The organism is Caballeronia sp. A2-2 (assembly GCF_057612605.2).
The window spans coordinates 422,872-440,773 of sequence record NZ_CM173618.1; the positions used below are offsets into that span (position 1 = coordinate 422,872).

Annotated in this window: 18 protein-coding genes; 14 read left to right on the forward strand and 4 right to left on the reverse strand. The window is 56.4% G+C overall.

The window, feature by feature from the left end; all coding sequences use genetic code 11:
- Positions 1 to 145 precede the first annotated feature (145 nt).
- Positions 146 to 1,150, reverse strand: coding sequence for an AraC family transcriptional regulator (locus tag ACZCWR_RS25480; RefSeq protein ID WP_487306145.1), 1,005 nt, complete (start codon positions 1,148 to 1,150; stop codon positions 146 to 148).
- A gap of 382 nt (positions 1,151 to 1,532) precedes the next feature.
- Between ACZCWR_RS25480 and ACZCWR_RS25485 the strand changes: the two genes are divergently transcribed.
- From ACZCWR_RS25485 to ACZCWR_RS25505, 5 genes are all read left to right on the forward strand, one after another.
- A complete protein-coding gene (locus tag ACZCWR_RS25485; protein ID WP_487305804.1) occupies positions 1,533 to 2,207 on the forward strand; it encodes a histidine phosphatase family protein in 675 nt (224 codons plus the stop codon).
- Positions 2,208 to 2,231: 24 nt separating this feature from the next.
- Positions 2,232 to 3,260, forward strand: coding sequence for a phosphotransferase family protein (locus ACZCWR_RS25490; protein ID WP_487305805.1), 1,029 nt, complete (start codon positions 2,232 to 2,234; stop codon positions 3,258 to 3,260).
- A 36-nt stretch (positions 3,261 to 3,296) separates the two neighbouring features.
- Positions 3,297 to 4,061 (forward strand): SDR family oxidoreductase, encoded by a 765-nt coding sequence (locus ACZCWR_RS25495; protein ID WP_487305806.1) that lies wholly within the window; start codon positions 3,297 to 3,299, stop codon positions 4,059 to 4,061.
- Positions 4,062 to 4,086: 25 nt separating this feature from the next.
- Positions 4,087 to 5,337 carry an acyl-CoA dehydrogenase family protein gene (locus ACZCWR_RS25500; protein ID WP_487305807.1) on the forward strand — a complete coding sequence of 417 codons (1,251 nt, stop codon included), beginning with the start codon at positions 4,087 to 4,089 and terminating at the stop codon, positions 5,335 to 5,337.
- A 77-nt stretch (positions 5,338 to 5,414) separates the two neighbouring features.
- Complete coding sequence (locus ACZCWR_RS25505; RefSeq protein ID WP_487305808.1) at positions 5,415 to 6,350, forward strand: LysR family transcriptional regulator; 936 nt, start codon at positions 5,415 to 5,417, stop codon at positions 6,348 to 6,350.
- A gap of 505 nt (positions 6,351 to 6,855) precedes the next feature.
- Here ACZCWR_RS25505 and ACZCWR_RS25510 read toward each other — a convergent pair.
- Entirely contained in the window at positions 6,856 to 7,578 is a 723-nt protein-coding gene (locus ACZCWR_RS25510; RefSeq protein ID WP_487305809.1) for an NAD(P)H-dependent oxidoreductase, read from the reverse strand.
- A 138-nt stretch (positions 7,579 to 7,716) separates the two neighbouring features.
- Between ACZCWR_RS25510 and ACZCWR_RS25515 the strand changes: the two genes are divergently transcribed.
- The 9 genes from ACZCWR_RS25515 (at position 7,717) to ACZCWR_RS25555 (ending at position 15,084) form a co-directional block, all read left to right on the forward strand.
- Positions 7,717 to 8,145, forward strand: coding sequence for an RrF2 family transcriptional regulator (locus ACZCWR_RS25515; RefSeq protein ID WP_487305810.1), 429 nt, complete (start codon positions 7,717 to 7,719; stop codon positions 8,143 to 8,145).
- Between the two features lie 804 nt (positions 8,146 to 8,949).
- The gene (locus ACZCWR_RS25520) at positions 8,950 to 10,035 is read left to right on the forward strand and encodes a YeiH family protein (protein WP_487305811.1); all 1,086 of its coding nucleotides are present in this window, start codon (positions 8,950 to 8,952) and stop codon (positions 10,033 to 10,035) included.
- A gap of 318 nt (positions 10,036 to 10,353) precedes the next feature.
- Complete coding sequence (locus ACZCWR_RS25525) at positions 10,354 to 10,923, forward strand: TetR/AcrR family transcriptional regulator (protein WP_487305812.1); 570 nt, start codon at positions 10,354 to 10,356, stop codon at positions 10,921 to 10,923.
- Positions 10,924 to 11,030: 107 nt separating this feature from the next.
- Positions 11,031 to 11,294 (forward strand): hypothetical protein, encoded by a 264-nt coding sequence (locus tag ACZCWR_RS25530; RefSeq protein ID WP_487305813.1) that lies wholly within the window; start codon positions 11,031 to 11,033, stop codon positions 11,292 to 11,294.
- 61 nt (positions 11,295 to 11,355) lie between these two features.
- Entirely contained in the window at positions 11,356 to 11,658 is a 303-nt protein-coding gene (locus ACZCWR_RS25535; RefSeq protein WP_487305814.1) for a DUF4148 domain-containing protein, read from the forward strand.
- A gap of 225 nt (positions 11,659 to 11,883) precedes the next feature.
- On the forward strand, positions 11,884 to 12,309 hold the full coding sequence (locus ACZCWR_RS25540) for an organic hydroperoxide resistance protein (RefSeq protein ID WP_487305815.1): 426 nt from the start codon (positions 11,884 to 11,886) through the stop codon (positions 12,307 to 12,309).
- Positions 12,310 to 12,908: 599 nt separating this feature from the next.
- Positions 12,909 to 13,238, forward strand: a complete 330-nt coding sequence (locus ACZCWR_RS25545) for a DUF4148 domain-containing protein (protein ID WP_487305816.1) — start codon at positions 12,909 to 12,911, stop codon at positions 13,236 to 13,238.
- Between the two features lie 467 nt (positions 13,239 to 13,705).
- Complete coding sequence (locus ACZCWR_RS25550; RefSeq protein WP_487305817.1) at positions 13,706 to 14,224, forward strand: RNA polymerase sigma factor; 519 nt, start codon at positions 13,706 to 13,708, stop codon at positions 14,222 to 14,224.
- Complete coding sequence (locus ACZCWR_RS25555) at positions 14,221 to 15,084, forward strand: anti-sigma factor family protein (RefSeq protein ID WP_487305818.1); 864 nt, start codon at positions 14,221 to 14,223, stop codon at positions 15,082 to 15,084. The genes ACZCWR_RS25550 and ACZCWR_RS25555 overlap by 4 nt, the downstream gene beginning before the upstream one ends.
- A 131-nt stretch (positions 15,085 to 15,215) precedes the next feature.
- Here the strand turns inward: ACZCWR_RS25555 and ACZCWR_RS25560 are convergent, their stop codons facing one another.
- The gene (locus ACZCWR_RS25560) at positions 15,216 to 15,617 is read right to left on the reverse strand and encodes a GNAT family N-acetyltransferase (RefSeq protein ID WP_487305819.1); all 402 of its coding nucleotides are present in this window, start codon (positions 15,615 to 15,617) and stop codon (positions 15,216 to 15,218) included.
- A gap of 561 nt (positions 15,618 to 16,178) precedes the next feature.
- The gene (locus tag ACZCWR_RS25565) at positions 16,179 to 17,822 is read right to left on the reverse strand and encodes a N,N-dimethylformamidase beta subunit family domain-containing protein (protein ID WP_487305820.1); all 1,644 of its coding nucleotides are present in this window, start codon (positions 17,820 to 17,822) and stop codon (positions 16,179 to 16,181) included.
- Between the last annotated feature and the right edge of the window lie 80 nt (positions 17,823 to 17,902).

The following is a 17,902-nucleotide window of genomic DNA, read 5'->3' on the forward strand; positions in this document are numbered from 1 at the left end:
ATCACAAGGCCGAGTGGCGACAAATATGGAAGTGTTGCCGCGCATGGTAACAACGGTTCCGTGCATGCCGGTTATCTGAATCTGCCCTTTCGTTGACAAAATCTGCCAAAGATGAAATCGACGCCCGCCGATCTGCGGTCGCGGCTCAGCCGGCCTTCTTCTGCCTGTAGGCGGCCGGCGTGCTGCCGGTCCAGTGGCGAAATGCGCGATGGAACGCGGTTGAGTTGTCGAACCCGACATCGAAGGCAATCGCCGTAATTGCATCGTCCGAACGGGTGAGACGCTGAATGGCAATGTCGCGGCGCACTTCGTCCTTAATTGCCTGGAAGGACGTGCCCTCCGCGTCTAGACGCCGGCATAGCGTCCGCACCGAGTAATGCAGCTGCTGCGCGACGGCATCGACGGTCGGCGTCTTCGGCAGGCCCGCGGCGATGCATTGGCGCACCTGATGGCACACCATCTCGTCGGTGAACGACACAAAAATCCAGTCCTCCGGGGCGCGCTGAAGGAATGCGTCGAGATCCGATTTTCGCTGCCGGATGGGACGGTCGAGATAAGCGGCGTCGAACGCGATGAGCGTGCGATCGCAGCCAAAACGCACTGGACCTGGGAACAAGTAAAGCAAGTCTCCCGACTGCGCCGGCCGCAAAAACTCGAACGCCGCTTCGGCGAGCAGAATCTTCTGGCGTATGAGCCAGGACGCGACGCCATGCACGAGCTTCAGCACGAGCTCACGCGCAAGCGCACTTGCCTTCGGACCCCGCGGATTCGCGACGAATTCTACAATCGCATAGGCGCCCTCCCGCCGTGACACAAGCTCGAATTCATCGAGGACCAGATGAAAGAACTGGCCGAAACGATGCAGCGCCACTTCGAGCCGCGGCGCATCGATAAGACTTAGGCACAAGAACTTGAGCGTGCCGTTGCGTAGCGGACGCGCGAATATACCCGGCATTTCATCATCGAGTTCCATGGCGAGCAGCCGGTAGAGCGTCGAGAACTGCTCCTGCGTGACGCGCGCAGCGGGCATACCAAGCAGATCGTGCGGGATGCCTGAATGCTCTGCGAGACGCGCAACTGCAGCCCGGTCGGCGCCAGAAAGGAAGCCGTTGACGACTGAGATCGGAACAGTGGCCGAGAATTGCTTCATGACGTGGACTTTGATTACATTGGTCGAGCGCACAATTTGCAAGGCGCGGCGGCCACAAATCTCTTAAGGGATTCGGGCGCAATTAAACGGCAGTATGGCATTGCAGCCTGAACTGATACGCCCGCTTTCTGGGTTCCACGTCGAAGAGTTCCGACTAACAACCACTTGTCCCACGCCCGAGTGACATGGCAGGACACTAAGGGTCCCCGCGCGCAACAGGATGCATCCTCACATCGAATTCTCCTTTTCGCCTAGCGAAGCATTGTTCTCGGGCGACCAAAAACCATCACCGCTATGAATGCCCGTCCATTCAAAAAATAAAGTTCATTTATACCGTGCTCCTTTGTAGGCTTGGTTGACGATCTGGATGCGGGAAGAAGCGATGGCCGAACTCTTTTTGATACGACACGGACAGGCGTCACTAGGCAGCCAGAACTACGATCATCTCTCGGATACCGGCAGGCAACAGAGTATCTGGCTCGGTGAGCACCTAGCGCGCAAAGGTATCCGATTCGATCGGGTGATGACGGGTTCACTGCTGCGTCATGCCCAGACGCTGAATGCGATGCGACTTGCCACAACGGGTGCAAATGTCGAATGCGAAGTTCATCCCGGACTTGACGAATACGACTTCACCGCCCTCTTTCGCGCCCTGAGCGACGAAGATCGCGGGCTCATCGAATCCGCCAGGGGCAGTCCTCGGGAATTTTTCAGAGCTTTGCGGGCGGTCCTGCACCTCTGGCGCGAAGGCGCGCTCGACACTTGCGTGCCCGAGACGTGGCGAGCGTTTCAGTCGCGCGTGACGGCTGCGCGCGCCACCATCCAGCAAAGCGGTGCACGAGCCGTTCTCGTGGTCACCTCCGGTGGCGTCATAGGCACGATGACGCAGCAGATTTTGCAAGCCCCTGCTGCGATGGCCATCGAACTTAATATGCAGATTCGTAACAGCAGCGTCACGCATTGTTATTTCAATCGCAATGCGATTCAGCTATCGAGCTTCAACGGCATCGCACATCTTGACGATCCACAACGTCACGCGTTCCAAACCTACGGTTAGTCCATCCGTCACGCATCGAACGATATGACCAGCGAACCATCCAGCCAGTCTCTCGACATCGACCGGCTCACGCCTTACCTGGAACAACATCTTCCGGGATTTCGCGGGCCGGTGCACGCGACGAAGTTCTCCGGTGGGCAGTCCAACCCGACCTGGCGGCTCGACACGCAACGCAGCAGCTATGTACTGCGCCGCCAGCCGCCTGGGACACTGCTCAAGTCGGCTCACGCAGTCGATCGCGAATTCCGCGTGCTGAGCGCACTCACGAAAACGCAGGTTCCCGTTGCGCGCGTCTGGCATCTGTGTGAAGACCGCGAAATAATCGGCAGCCTTTTCTATTTGATGAGCTACGAGCCGGGGCGCATTTTCTGGAACCCTGCCCTCCCGGAAATCGATCGCGATGCGCGGAGTGAGTATTACGCATCGATCGTCTCGACACTCGCGACACTCCATAATGTCGAACCGGAAAGCGTCGGCCTCGGAGACTACGGCCGGCCCAGCAACTACTTTCAGCGACAGGTCGAACGGTGGACGAAGCAGTACCGCGCCGCAGAAACCGAGCATATAGCGGCGATGGAGGCGCTCATCGACTGGCTGCCGGCCCATTGCCAAACCGATTCCCCACGCCCGGCGCTCGTGCATGGCGACTTCCGCATCGACAACCTCATCTTCGCCGAGGATGCACCGCAAGTGCGTGCCGTGCTCGACTGGGAGCTTTCGACCCTCGGCAATCCGCTCGCGGACCTCGCCTACTTCTGCATGTGTCTGCGCCTGCCATCGAAAGGGCATATCACCGGGCTGCGCGGTCTGGATCGCGCCGCGCTCGGCATCCCTGAGGAAGAGGCCATCCTCGCTCAGTATTGTGCATTGCGCGGCCTCAGCACCATCGGGAACTGGAACTTCTGTCTAGCATTCAGCTTCTTCCGCCTCGCTTCAATTGCTCAGGGCGTGAAGGCGCGTGCGTTACAAGGCAATGCATCAAGCGCGGATGCACACGAAGTCGGCCGCATGGTCGAACCACTCGCACAACTCGCCGAGGAACTGCTCGCATAACGGGCTATCTCTCCCAACTCGTCAAAAGGAACGACATTGACTACGAAGCTCTTTGATCTCTCGGGACGAATTGCCCTCGTGACAGGCGCGAGCCGCGGCATCGGCGAGTCCATCGCGATGCTGTTGGCCGAACAGGGCGCACACGTCATCGTATCGAGCCGCAACTTTGAGGATAGCGAGTCGGTCGCCGCGCGCATCCGCGCGTCGGGCGCGAGCTCGGAAGCATTCGCCTGCCACGTCGGCCGCCTCGAAGACATCGCAGTCATGTTCAATCACATTCGCGAGAAGCACGGTCGTCTCGACATCCTCGTAAACAACGCCGCAGCCAATCCGTATTTCGGCCATATCCTCAATACGGACCTTGCCGCCTACAACAAGACCGTCGATGTGAATCTGCGCGGGTACTTCTTTATGTCGGTCGAGGCCGGCAAAATGATGAAGGCACAGGGCCGCGGCGCAATCGTCAACACGGCCTCCGTCAACGCACTTCAGCCCGGCGATCAGCAAGGCATCTACTCCATCACCAAGGCCGCCGTGGTCAACATGACCAAGGCGTTCGCGAAGGAGTGCGGGCCTCTCGGCATCCGGGTGAATGCGATTCTGCCAGGTCTCACTAAAACGAAGTTCGCCGGCGCGCTGTTCGACGACAAGGCTGCATACGAGCGCTGGATCAACTCGATCCCGCTACGCCGTCACGGCGAACCCGACGAAATGGCAGGCACTGTCCTCTACCTCGTATCCGATGCGGCGAGCTATACGAATGGCGAATGCATCGTCGTCGATGGCGGGCTAACGATCTAGCGCACTGCGCAAAAAGGAACCCATTATGTTTTTCGCTCATAGCCCGAAAGTCGAAGACCTCATGCGACGCGTGCGCATGTTCATGGACGAGCATATCGTGCCGCGCCAACGTCACTGGCACGAAGAGGTCCACGCGGGGCACTTTCCCGTATCGTTTATGGAAGATCTCAAAGCCATGGCAAAGGCAGAAGGCCTGTGGAATCTCTTCCTGCCGCACCTGAAGGAAGGCGAGCCGGGCACGCGCCTTACGAACCTCGAATACGCGCCGCTTGCCGAGATCATGGGCCGCGTTTCGTGGGCGTCTGAGGTCTTCAACTGCAATGCGCCCGATACCGGCAACATGGAATTGCTACACATGTTCGCGACGCCCGCGCAGCGAGAATCGTGGCTCGTGCCGCTGCTGAATGGCGAAATCCGTTCCGCGTTCGCGATGACCGAGCCGGACGTGCCCTCCTCCGACGCGACCAACATTACGACCTCCATTCGCCGCGATGGCGACGACTACGTGATCAATGGCCGCAAATGGTTCATCACGAACGCGGCACATCCGAACTGCAAGCTGTTTATCGTGATGGGCAAGACCGACCCAGATGCCGAAACACATCGGCAGCAGAGCATGATCCTAGTGCCGGCGGGTACACCCGGCGTATCGATCGTGCGCAATATTCCGGTCATGAATCACATCTCGCCGGAGGGACATTGCGAGATGACGTTTACGAACGTGCGCGTCCCCGCGTCGAACCTGCTCGACGAGGAAGGCAGCGGCTTCGCACTTGCGCAGGCGCGGCTCGGACCGGGTCGCATCCACCACTGCATGCGCTCGATCGGCGCAGCCGAACTCGCGCTCGAACTGATGATCGAGCGCGCCGAAGAGCGCAAGACCTTCGGCAAGTACCTGCATCAGCACGGCACCATCGGCGAGTGGATCGCGAAGTCACGCATCGAAATTGATCAGGCACGCCTGCTCGTGCTAAAGACAGCGTGGCTTCTCGACGAGGTCGGCGCCAAAGCCGCACGCAAGGAAATTTCAATGATCAAAGCACTGATACCGCAAGTGCATACGGCCGTCTGCGACCGCGCGATGCAGGTATTCGGCGCGATGGGCGTGAGTCCCGATACGCCGCTCGCCGACCACTGGACTTGGGGCCGCGCATTGCGTTACGCAGACGGTCCCGACGAAGTGCATCTCCAGGCGATCGCTAAAATAGAACTAGCGCAAGGCAAGAAAAGGCTGGGCGAAATGGCAAAGTATTTGAACACGCCGCCGCGTGGCTGACTCTGGCTGATCACATGCAAGCGTACGCTTGCTCACAGCGTCTCCCGTTTATCATGATAGGCAAACGGAGACTGTGCATGCGCTTACCTAAGCTGGATTTGAATCTGTTTGTCGTGCTGGAGTCGATCTATGAGAAGCGCAACCTGACCCGCGCGGCCGAGGCGCTCTTCATCACCCAACCCGCGGTCAGCAATGCGCTCGCACGCATGCGCAAGGCGTTCGGCGATCCACTGTTCGTGAGCACTTCGTCGGGCATGGTTCCCACGCCGCTCACAGAGAACATCATCGGGCGCGTGCGTCAAGGATTGCAACTGCTGGAGGCGAGCGCGACAGAAGGCGACGTGTTTGTCCCGGCAGCGTCGGAGCGCACTTTTCGCCTTAGCATGCCGGATTTGACTGAGGCGAGCCTGCTCCCGACGCTCGGCGAACTTCTGCAACAGCAGGCGCCGGGAATGCGCATAGAGTCCTACTTTACGCCGCGCAGCGAGGTCAGCACAGCGCTCGCCAGCGGAAAGATCGATTTCGCCATCGACGTGCCTCTCATTGATGATCCGCAACTGCATCAGACGCGCCTTGGCCGCGACCGATATGCCTGCATGCTGCGCCACGATCATCCTTTTCCCGGTGAAACGCTCACGATGGACGACTACCTTGCGCTCGGCCACATTCAGGTGTCAAGCCGACGTCAGGGCAGTGGGATCGTCGATGCGGAGCTCAAAAGGCTCGGCAAGCACAGGCGCATACAGATGCGTGTGCAGCACTACATGGTCGCTCCACTCGTTGCCTTGCGAACCGACCTCGCACTGACTGCGCCAATGCAATTGCTCAAGCGGTACGACGCGCGGATGTTCGACCTTCCGTTTCCCATACCTAACCTCGAATGGCACTTGTATTGGCATCGAAGCAGCGAGCAGGATAAGGCAAGCATTTGGGTTCGAAGCAAGGTGATCGAACTGGTGAGCGGTAAGGACGATTGCTCAGGACCGTTCTCTGGTGGCGGCTTCGCTACATGAACCTTCTCATCAGTTATTTCATCGAACAGCCACCTCAGAGACCCTTTAAAAACCGGAGAAAGGCGCTGTGCTCGCTCGATGAACTCGTCTACCTATCTTAATTCCATGCTGCGGGCGCAGGCCAAAACAGGATCTGACTTCGCCGACCCGACGCCAACTGCAAAGACGGTACTGGTTGAGGCTATCCCGCACATCAGAGGCAAGCGTGCCCGACTGTTAGCGAAGCCTCAAGTCATTCAAGGCGACCGACGCTACGTCACAGCAAATATCGCCGTCGACTACAACCGGCCGGCCCTTGGGACCGAAATTGCGCGGCGCCGTCAAGCCCCAGGGAGGCGGTAAAACAGGCTGGGGTGCGGTGTCAGAACGTGCCCTTCAATTTTCAGGGCAAGATACGGCCATGGGCCCGTAGCTGCCCGCTCACGGCCTGGTTGTGCATTCCGCGCCACCGTGTGATGCAACCCAAATTGCCGTCCGTAGATACGAGGCTAGTCCGCTTCCTGATTCATAACGGGTAAAGCCGCTCATCAAAGGCGTCGAGCGATGGAAACTTAAGAACTTCGCGCGTCTGCCAGTTAGCAACGTCCTGTCGGAAGCGTGCGAGAATCTCCGCACGCTCCCGATCGCTGAGATACGGGATGTGGTAACCGAGAAACGGTTGCAATACGTCGAATCCGACGTATGCCAAAGTACCGCGAAGAAGGTGGGATAGCATCCCTTCGATCTCGCCATGCACCGCTCGATCGCCGAACATATGAGGCCTACCGCCTAGGGTTGCTGTCACCCACGCCCGCTTTCCTTTCATCTCGCCACGGTCGTAGAATCGCTTACCGCCGTAGAACGTCCCCGACAAAAATACCCGGTCGATCCACCCTTTCAGGATGGCCGGCGTCGAAAACCAGAAGATAGGAAAGTTAAAGATCACTAGGTCTGCCCACAATACGTTTGCGACCTCCTCTTCAATATCGGTCGCTAGAGTGCCCGCTTCGAAATTCGCTCGCTGCTCCATCGCGTAGATTAAATAATCCGGCCTGGCGCGCAGTCCGAAGTCTTTAGCGCCAGCCACGGGGTCGAATCCTTTCGAATACAGGTCAGATGTACGCACCTGCGCGCCTGCACCCGACAGCACTTCGGCGGCAGCTCGAAACATCGAGGAAGTGAAGGAATGCGGCTCCGGATGCGCGTGAACGATAAGCACTCGGCGAGCTTCAACATCGCGATCTGTCATGGTTCGACCTCGTCTACATGTATTAGTCATAGTAACATTAACATTCAGGGTAGCCCCGCCGTGCGTGGAAGTCAATGCGTCTCTACGACGTACACCTAATAGGCTTCCCACGTTGGGCTTACCCAAACGGAGCGCAAGTTGAAATCGACAAAGTTCGTAACAGCGTGCTATGTCATGTCTTTTGTTGGCGCCCACGATCCGCGCGTCCTCACAACCGAGGTCATAGCCAGGTGGGTCGATGCCCATGCCACGCGGGTCCGTCAGCTCGTATCAAGTCTTGTAAAGGCAGGGCTTTTGACTGCCTCACGAGGTGGTGGGGGCGGCGTTCGGCTCGCGAAGAACCCTAACGACATATCACTGCTCGACATCTACGACGCGATCGGCGACCGATTGCTTCAATTCTCCGTGGACAATCCGTTCTCTCAGTGGTCGGAACATTGCGGCGTGCACGGTGCACTCACACAGGCGCAAAGTGACATCGAGAAATCGATACGAAAAGAACTAGGACAAATTAGACTCAGCGATGTTTTCGTGCCGTGGAAGACCGCGCCGACCCGTGTGGAATAGCCTTCAGTGCGACATCCCGGTATGAGGGCTATCACCTGGTCTGATGCGCGGCAGGCAGCCTTTCGGCCGACTCCTCTACTGTTGTTCGAAGACTGGAGGCAATCACAAGCATCGAGCGCAGCGCGGACGGGCGCGACCCGCTGCGGGTGTCGCGATCGTCGGCAATTGCGGAACGGATCATTTTCATGCGCTCGCTCAACGGCACGCCCCGAAGGTCGGCTGACTAAATCATCTCGCCTTTCACCAGCTAACGGACTGAGATGACGTCAGCACGGATCGTGTAGGACTTTGGCTTGAAAGGGGTCGATGGGCGGCGGCCGATGTGACAAGGTTGAGATGCGGCTGCTGTATGTCGCACCCGCGAGTCTGCGATATCTACTCGACATCGCGGGACCTTGAAGGAAGCGCTTCGGCTGTTCAATGTCTCATAGGCCGCTCGAGTTCAAACTGTCAGGCCGCTTTTGGCTCCCAACGCAGCCTCGTGCTGGAGCGCCACTTTCCCGACCGCCTTTGTCTTTCTCATTCGAGACGGTGGATGACAATGCCGAGGACCCGGTGGGACGGCCATGGGTGAGCGCGACGAAATCTCGGGCCCTCCCGCGCTTTTTCTCCTCCATAACGATTCGCCTCACCGTTGGCAATCGAGTGCACGGTCACCGCCAATGCACGTCCGCCTTACACCTGTAAGCAAGTTCTGCAGCCATTGTTCTATATGACCGATTGATACGTTCTATATTCTTCGTTGGAATAAAGCAAAGGAGCTGGCGATAATGATTTCACACCGACTCATAGATCGAGACCTCCATGACTACCGTCGCCAACCAAACTGCACGAGTACAAGCCCCGACTGAATCCAGAATTCTTGCGTGGGCGCAGAATCATGCAAGTGGAATCGTGCTTTGCATCGCGGTGACATTGGCCGCATTCGGGCTGCAAGGGCTTGAGCAACATCTGTTCGGTCGAGCCTGGCTTGAGGCGTTGGTCCTTGCCATCCTCATTGGAACCGTTGTACGTAGTCTCTGGAAGCCCGCTCAGCACTGGCATGCCGGAATTGAGTTCAGTGCCAAGACGATGCTCGAGGTCGCCGTGGTATTGTTAGGCGCCTCGCTTAGCACCCAGACGCTCAAGGCTGCCGGAATCGGCTTGCTCCTAGGCATTATGGCGGTGGTCTTCGCTGCAATCGTCATAAGCTACACCATCGGGAGAATGTTGGGACTTCATAATCGGATGGCATTGCTGGTGGCATGCGGCAATTCAATCTGTGGTAACTCAGCGATCGCTGCAGTAGCGCCTGTCATCGGTGCGCACAGCGATGACGTGGCTGCGTCAATCGCCTTCACTGCTGTGTTCGGTGTAATGGTGGTGTTAGGCTTGCCGCTGTTGGTGCCTTTGCTTCACCTGAGTAATCTTCAATACGGCGCCCTCGCCGGGTTGACGGTCTACGCGGTCCCGCAGGTGCTCGCTGCTACCGTTCCGGTTTCTACCGTTAGCGTACATCTTGGCACGTTGGTCAAGCTCGTACGAGTTCTTATGCTTGGTCCGGTGATGCTCGTGCTGTCAATCGGCGCACGTCGCATGAACCCTGATCCGAAGTCAGATGCACCGAAGGCTAAAGGCATGGCATGGACTAAGCTCGTGCCCTGGTTCATCATCGGGTTCTTGGTGATGGTTGCGGCTCGTTCGGCCAATCTCATTCCGACGGCCGCTCTGCAACCAATCAGCGGTACGGCGAATGTATTGACCATTATTTCAATGGCAGCCCTGGGGCTGGGAGTCGATGTGCGAATGGTTGCCAAAGCTGGTCCTCGTGTGACTCTTGCGGTTGTGCTTTCAATCGTTGCGCTCGCCGTCATCAGCCTCGTTCTCATTCGGGTGTTGGGCATTGCATGAAACAAGCAGCCGTTCGCATTGAATAACGCTTGAACCGGGGCCTCCGCCGAACGAAGCGGCAGGGACCGCAGCCTGGTGTTGGCGTTACAGTGATTCCTGCTCGATCGCCGCAGTCCCGGTAGAGGTAGGGACTTACATCGCCGTGCTGGTCCGTACGGGAGGCGTGAGTCCTCCCTACTGCAACCCCAACGGCGTTGTAGCTGAGGCAATGCAAGGCTAAGCGTTAGTACAAAGTAGCTGATGTCGTCCGGTGACGAGCGGTAGAAAAGTCGAAAAAGAGTGTTGACAGACTATCTACCAGTAGGTACAGTACACCACATGGACACGACGACATCACCGGTACGAGAGAAGCTACTGAACCACGCCATAACCTTCATAATGCTGAGGGGATACAACGGGTTCAGTTATCGAGATCTATCGACCCTAGTTGGCGTCAAGACCTCGAGCATTCATTACCACTTCCCGACCAAGGACGATCTGGTCCGCGAAGCGGTAAGCGAGTACAGCAGTAAGGTGTTGGCATCGGTGTACGGGATTGATCCGAATCTACCCGCTGATGTGAAGTTAGAACGATATACGAAACTAGTGGGTCGGACCTTGGGCGATGGTGAGCAAATTTGCCTTTGCGGGATGCTTGCTGCTGATTTAGGTTCGCTTCCGGAGAACATTCGCAACGCAGTTCAATCGTTCTTCAAGGCTAACGAAAAGTGGCTAGCGGGCGTGTTGGATAAAGGAGTTCTGGAAGGTACGCTAGTAGTCAACGGCAATGCGGAGCATGCAGCCAGAGTACTGTTTGCAAGCTTCCAGGGTGCGATTCTGACTAGTCGGTTATTCAACACGAAAGCCCGGCTGGATGACGTGCCGAGGATGTTCAAAGCTTCGACATGAAGGAAAAAGCAGAAGGCGGTTTCCCGCCTTTTAATTGGCGAATTAAACTATCTATGAATAGATAGATCGCAACTTGTTGTTTCCACTAACTAATGCTAGGAGAAATCATGAAGAATAAGCTCATCGCCTCGTTGCTGGCCACCTCAATTGTCGCTATCGCCACTCCGGCGCTTGCGAGCGGCTTTGGCCCGGCCCCGTCCTACAATCCGAGCATTGGAGCGCCCGCCTCACAGAGCGGCCCTAACGTGCTGACTCTCGATGCTCAAGCGACAACGGGCTTCCACGCATACGGCGGTGCGGTTGATGGCCATGTCAGCAGCGGCGCACGAACCGCAGTGGACCACGCAGCGAAGGATTTTGCGCATCATTAAGGCCCGAATTATCTGAAACCCTTACGAGTCGAAACGTTAATCAACCATCAAGGACAAGATCATGAAATCGCTCATAAATGCTGTTGCTGTTGTCGTTGCACTGACCGCCCCAATCGTTTCGTTCGCTCAGTCCAGCACGCAACTTACTCGCGCTCAGGTACGTGCCGAATTGGTTCAGTTGGAGAAGTCGGGGTACCACGTTGGGGACGGTGACCAGTCCAGCTACCCCAATCAAATTCAGGCAGCCATCGCACGCGTGTCGATGCCGGCAACCGGCTTTGGTGGAGTGAGCAGTGGTTCAGTAGAAACAGGAACCCGCTCCGATGCGACGATCGGTTTGCGCTCGATCTACGCCGGCCGGTAAGCGAACGGAGTTTGACCGTATGAACACACAGCTCACTGCGTCGTTGCTAATTGCCGGCGCCAATATCTTCGCGATTCTGCTGGTTGTGGCAACCGCATTACTCGTAGCGCCTGCGATTGCAAGCAGTGGCTTGTGAAAGCCTCTTTCGTCGGCCTTCAAAACTATCTGTGAATAGGTAGTTTTAAAGGCACCCCTAGATATCTTCCCTTATTCGCAGAGTCAGACATGTCAATCGAAAAAGTTCTTTACCGCGCCCATGCTCATGCAACTGGCGGCCGCGATGGCCGAGCCACTGTCGCCGAAGGCAATCTTGATTTCAAGCTGACCACGCCGCGTCAGCTCGGTGGCGCCGGTGGTGATGGAGCCAATCCTGAGCAACTCTTTGCAGCAGGTTACAGCGCATGTTTCCTGGGTGCGATGAAGTTTGTCGCCGCCCGCAACAAGGTGAGCTTGCCTGCGGACATCGCAGTCGACGGCAGCGTGGGCATAGGCGCAATTCCAAGTGGCTTTGGAATCGAAGTCGAGCTGACGATCTCCCTACCTGGCATGGACCGAGATGCGGCACAGAAACTGATCGACGAAGCGCACAACGTCTGCCCCTACTCGAATGCAACCCGCGGCAACATCGACGTGACTCTTACGCTCGTCTAATGTCAACAGCGCCCTCACAGCGGTGATGCATGCGCCGCTGTGAGGGCTACATCCAGTAGCAAGCTCACCGATTGCATCTGATTAACCGAAATTTGCAGCGTCAACCGATGTTACGGCACGAAAACTTCGTAAGACTCGTCCCGCTGTTTTAGCGCAGGTCGATGGTCTTCGAGGCTCAGCTTTCCGCGACGCAGTACTCAGTATCGAGCGCACGCGGTTTTGCAGGCGTCGACTAGCTACCACACCAGCGCTTGCAAGACACGCCTTCGTGCTTCTTGTGGTATGCCGACCCTGCGGCCATCAGTGCCTGCAACTGACCCGCCCGGTGTCAACTTTATTGCTCCGCAAACGAAGGTACCGTGAGCTTTGCGACCCTCCTGCGCCACCCGTATGGCCTTACGCATTATCAGTTTCGCGCAGCACCTCGGGTTGACGATGTATCTACGTGCAACCAATAGAGCGCCGAATTCGTTGCCTTTGAGGCAATTGCGGCTTGCGCGCGCTGCTTCATAACATGAGTGAAAATTCTTTGGAATAAATCGATCCCCCACTTTGTTCACCTCAATGTAAGTCTACTAACGCAACCAAAAGGGGTTCACATGTATACCGCAAAAATCGCGATTCTGAGCAGCGCTCTCATTCTGGCGACGGGCGCTTCGGCGCAGAGCCTCACACGTGCCGACGTTCGTGCGCAACTCGTACAGGCAGAACAGAGCGGCTCGCAACTCGTCACCAATGCTTCGTATCCGGAAATTGGAATCATCTACCAGAATCAAGTGGCGAGGCCCGTAGCAGCCGACATGAACGCTTATGGCGCCGTCGCGAACGGCAGCCACGCTGAGAGGCCAACCGGCAATATGGGCACAAAAATCGGCGCGTCGCAATGCGTCGGTCCTTACAGCTTCTGCAATCTCTACGCGGGGTCCTGATCGCTGGTGACTTGCATGTCAACGTGCTGCTGTAATGTGCGTGTGCAATCGTCGAAAAGCTTTCCGGGCTTTTTCAACGCTACGTCTACGCACGTTCATGACGCGTCGGGCTTTTCTCCGCTGGCTTTTGTGCCATTCGTACGGAACCATGATGCTCCGCGAGTTCTCGAAGGCCAGCGTCATCATATAACATGGCGCGCGCATAGCCAGCTCGTGCTGTTGTACGCGCTTTCGCGAGCGCCCTTTGCAAGAGGCCGACCAGCACATCATCGCCCAGAGCCGGCATTTTTGAATGGACTTGATAGCTCGCAGGGCGCACGATTACTGGTCCACACGTAGGCAAACGGTGACTTATGCGGCGGTGGATTTGCAGGAGGCTTTGTGAGCACGCTTATTCATTCTAGTGTGCGGAACATCGGCATTGTCGTCATGGTCTCGCTCATATCAATTAGCACTGAGGATGGGCGATGACCGTGCGCGATCAACTTATCGATCACGTGCCGCGTCTACGACGATATTCGCGTGCTCTCGTCCGCAACCAGGAACTTGCTGATGATCTTGTACAGGACACACTCGAACGCGCATTGCGTAATACAGAAAAGTTTCACTCAGGCACTGATTTGCGTGCTTGGCTCTTTACCATTATGCACAATGTCTTTGCCAACCAAAGTCGGCGCACCTCTGCACGGGCTGTTCACGTCTCCGTCGACGAAGACCCGCTCAGTGAAAACGAGTTTGCGGTAGCGAGTCGCGTCACGCAGTCACTGGAAATGCGTGACCTAGACTACGCACTGCAGCGCTTACCGGTGGAACAACGTCAAGTGGTGCTCCTGGTTGGCCTTGAAGAGATGAGTTATGCCGAGGTGGCCCTCGCCCTCGATATACCGCTTGGCACGGTGATGTCGCGGCTGTCACGCGGGCGTGATCGGCTTCGCGCATTGATGGCGGGCACACGGCAGAGCCCTCAACTGAAGGTGGTGCGATGAACAGACAATCGACCTCTATTAGCAAAGACGAAATCCATGCCTATGTTGATGGCGCACTCGATCAACAACGGCGCGACGAGATCGAACTGCTTTTTCAATCTGACGACGAACTGGCAAGCCGCGCCAGTGACTACATCTCGCTCACCACGATGCTGCACGCGCGATACGATCATGCGCTGCAGGAACCGATTCCGCAACGTCTTGCTGCTTTATGTACACCGACGCCTAAGCAAGTCGGTTTCGGCCGTGCCGTTTCATCCAACTGGCCGCGCTTTGCAGGGCTTGCGGCCGCATTACTGCTAGGTGTGGGCATAGGCGCTGGCGGCATGCTTAGCCAGACGGCGCGCAACATGTTAATGCCTAACGAAACCGGTGCCCCGTTCAATCGCGTTAGCTTGTCCCGGGATGAATCATTTGCGCGACAATCGGCCATCGCTTATGTCACATATGCGCCGATGGTCACACGCCCTGTCGAAGTGGGCGCGGAACAAGAGCATGAACTAATAACGTGGTTGTCAAACCGGCTTGGGACTGACGTGCATGCGCCAGTGCTTACGCGCGTGGGCTTCAGCCTCATGGGCGGTCGCCTATTGCCCGGAGACGAGGGGCCAATTGCCCAGTTTATGTACCACAATGCTGCGGGCGAACGCATCACGTTGAATGTGTCGCGTCGCAAGCAAAGCCCCGATGTTACCGCGTTCAAGCTGTATCAAGAAGGTTTGGTGAACGTGTTTTATTGGGTTGATGGGAGTTTCGGGTATGCAGTTTCGGGCGCCATTTCTCGAACGCAACTGCTGGCTATATCCCATGACGTACATGAGCAGCTTGCCTCCGAAACCTCGCAGAAAGCAGAACAATAAAGAATTAAATATTTGTAAAAGTATCGGAGGCGTACTTCGAGCGCCGAGTTCAATCAACCAACTATGCAAACGGCGAACAGTTCGCTGCTGTTGCCTCCGTTTGCCGGCAGCGCTTTCGCGCCGCAGCGTGGTCAACTCTCGAGTGTGAAGTCGAAGTTGAAAAACTTTTTGTCCTGCTGCCAGCCGTTTGCACAATACAGACTCTGAGCCGTGTGATTGCTGACCGACGTTGAAAGGGTCAACGAGAGGGCCCCGGCAGCTATCGCAAGAGCCTTGGCGCGGTCCAGTAGCGCCGTGCCGACACCCATTTCCCGCGCGCCCGCCACCACAAACAGATCATTCAAAATGAATTTCTTGCGAAGCGACACGGACGAAAAGAACGGATAAAGTTGCGTAAAGCCCAAAGCCGACTCGGCATCGCCTTGCGCCAGCAAGATAATTGACTGTTGATTGACAACGCGCTCATATAGAAATCGTTTGCTTGCCTCCAGATCCCCGCGTTCACCGTAAAATTCTCGGTATTGGTCGAACAACGGCGCGACAGCCTCCACATCGAAAATATCTACGGTTTTGATCTTTATTCGTTGCCTCGTTTTGGTTCAACTAGCCCGATACTGCAACGCGCTCCCCAAGGTTTTCGCGTGGATGTTCACGCCCTCCGCTACGTATCTTAGACCGGCCCTAAGAGCCCAATCGATGTTTGGCAAATTGAATGGTCCGCCATGTCAATGTCAGTCCACGGAGCATGGATGTCCATCCAGTCGAAATGACTCTTTGTAGACCAAGCCCAATTTTGAGCAGGCTTTCCAGACTTCATTTCGCTTTCCGGATTCGCCAAATCATTTTTTACCAAGCGGGTACATCCAACACTCTTTTGAGATCTATTCATCGAGGCTTGATTTTCCGTAAAAAGTTCAGGATGGGCTTGATAAAACGGCCACCCGCCGACAACCGCGCCAATAGTTGCTCAATATTCCAGTGAGACAGAAGTAATCCGATGGAGAAAGAAGTACAGGCTAGGTCAAACACGTGCCGGTCCGTATAACAGAAAGCACATGTACTCCGCGAAAAGCACATGATCTCCGACATCGAGGTCAGTCAGATGCCAGATATTTCTCGAGCACATTTGCTGTGACGCGAGTAACCATGGGATCTTCGCTTTTCAAACCTGCGACCCACTCACAACTTCCCGCATGAAAGACCTCGCCCTTCCCTCTACTGAAATTCACGATCATTCCCGAGCCTCTCTTGACGCGATCTAAATTTCCGCGCGTTGTGCCGCCGAGCGTTGTCTCTGCGACGAACCTAGCGTCGTCGTCTGCGAGAAACGAACTTTCCATCACAAGGTCGGCGCTCTCCTCTATCAGCGAGGCCACCCCCAACGCAAGAATGACTAACCCTCCTGGCGCCCCAGATCTTGACGAAGGATACGGAAGCCCGCCTCTGATCACATAATCAAGACCGTCTACCTCATAGCCGTAGACTTGTGCGTCAGCCCCGAGCAAATCTCCATAGTAGAGCCCAGTCCCTTTGAAGGCCCAATGCTCTGGGCGATAAACTGGAAACCCTCGTACACCGCGCGCCGCGCAGCCGCCCCAGCCGGCATATATGCCATTCGTTGCATTGAGACCGAAAGTCAGAGCGCCCGGCCGTTGAATCTCGGGCGCCTCCCAAGCGGTCGTCGTCCTATGCTTGACGTCACTCCGGTATATCGGGTCTTCGTCGCGCGCTCGGTACTTAAAGCAAACATGCCGTCTCCCTTCATCCTCAAGACGTGCCTGCCACATGAAGTTTCCAGCGAAACGCGCCACTTTGCCGCCGCGCTCGACGTAGCTATCGACGGCGTCGCGCATCTCCCACGTCCAATACTCATCGTGACCAACAAACGCGACACAGTCATAGCCGTCGAGTATTTCGGGCTCGAAGTGAAGGTCGTGCTGACTTACTAAATCGACACCGAAACCGTGACGTTCGGCCCAACGAAAAAAATGGCTGTCGTAGGTTGCCCAACCGGCGGACGCGTATTTCTTTGAGTAGCCATGTGCATATGCCCACTCCATGTGGGGATACCTCGGCCTAGTACCCAATGGCGTCGCAAATTTCAATGGAACCCTTGGAGCGTCTGGAGGCAGGCTAATGAAGCCCCTGCCCCACGGACGTTGAGTGCTCACCGCGGTCGCGTAAAGGTTCTTATCTGGCCCAGTAAATCCTTCATAATGGTTTGAGCCTCCCCAAGTGTTGTAGGCCGTCCATGTCCCTGTAGCGGCCACTTGCAGATACCGTCCTGATCGCTTGCCAAGCGGGGGGCGCACGATAAAAAAGTGATGGCACTCGATGAGTCCGCCGTCCAGGCCATCTGCTTTCAACGTGATGCGATACCCGCCCGAAGACCAAGAAGAAGGTATCGCGAATTGGAATGACTCACTCCATCCGCAGCCTAGTACGGAACATTGCTCGCTGACGGGTTGCCAATTCGCTTTCAGCTCGGTTTCGCGGAGCACATTCGTTTCAACTGCTCCGTCGCGGACGATATTGAGCTCGTACGTTGGCGATGTGGAACTAACATACAACGTTACCAGTGAGCCAGGCTGATATGAATAGCGGTCGGTATAGCACCAAATCTCGCCGCGGTGCCCGTCCATACCTTGGTACTCGTAGCGATGCTCGCGAACAGCGGCAACTTGCTGGGCAGGGGTGAGACCAAAATCGGGAAAGGCATTATGTTTGGATTCAGTCACTGCTTCACTCCTGTTCGCTTTGCCAACTTACATCAATACGAGTCTCACAATGGATCTTCTTGTCCTGACTCGTCAGATTC

What these genes read in the sequence shown, in the direction of transcription:
- ACZCWR_RS25480 (WP_487306145.1), bottom strand. Translation starts at nt 1,150, where the DNA reads ATGAAGCAATTCTCGGCCACTGTTCCGATCTCAGTCGTCAACGGCTTC.
- ACZCWR_RS25485 (WP_487305804.1), top strand. Translation starts at nt 1,533, where the DNA reads ATGGCCGAACTCTTTTTGATACGACACGGACAGGCGTCACTAGGCAGC.
- ACZCWR_RS25490 (WP_487305805.1), top strand. Translation starts at nt 2,232, where the DNA reads ATGACCAGCGAACCATCCAGCCAGTCTCTCGACATCGACCGGCTCACG.
- ACZCWR_RS25500 (WP_487305807.1), top strand. Translation starts at nt 4,087, where the DNA reads ATGTTTTTCGCTCATAGCCCGAAAGTCGAAGACCTCATGCGACGCGTG.
- ACZCWR_RS25505 (WP_487305808.1), top strand. Translation starts at nt 5,415, where the DNA reads ATGCGCTTACCTAAGCTGGATTTGAATCTGTTTGTCGTGCTGGAGTCG.
- ACZCWR_RS25510 (WP_487305809.1), bottom strand. Translation starts at nt 7,578, where the DNA reads ATGACAGATCGCGATGTTGAAGCTCGCCGAGTGCTTATCGTTCACGCG.
- ACZCWR_RS25520 (WP_487305811.1), top strand. Translation starts at nt 8,950, where the DNA reads ATGACTACCGTCGCCAACCAAACTGCACGAGTACAAGCCCCGACTGAA.
- ACZCWR_RS25525 (WP_487305812.1), top strand. Translation starts at nt 10,354, where the DNA reads ATGGACACGACGACATCACCGGTACGAGAGAAGCTACTGAACCACGCC.
- ACZCWR_RS25530 (WP_487305813.1), top strand. Translation starts at nt 11,031, where the DNA reads ATGAAGAATAAGCTCATCGCCTCGTTGCTGGCCACCTCAATTGTCGCT.
- ACZCWR_RS25535 (WP_487305814.1), top strand. Translation starts at nt 11,356, where the DNA reads ATGAAATCGCTCATAAATGCTGTTGCTGTTGTCGTTGCACTGACCGCC.
- ACZCWR_RS25540 (WP_487305815.1), top strand. Translation starts at nt 11,884, where the DNA reads ATGTCAATCGAAAAAGTTCTTTACCGCGCCCATGCTCATGCAACTGGC.
- ACZCWR_RS25545 (WP_487305816.1), top strand. Translation starts at nt 12,909, where the DNA reads ATGTATACCGCAAAAATCGCGATTCTGAGCAGCGCTCTCATTCTGGCG.
- ACZCWR_RS25550 (WP_487305817.1), top strand. Translation starts at nt 13,706, where the DNA reads ATGACCGTGCGCGATCAACTTATCGATCACGTGCCGCGTCTACGACGA.
- ACZCWR_RS25555 (WP_487305818.1), top strand. Translation starts at nt 14,221, where the DNA reads ATGAACAGACAATCGACCTCTATTAGCAAAGACGAAATCCATGCCTAT.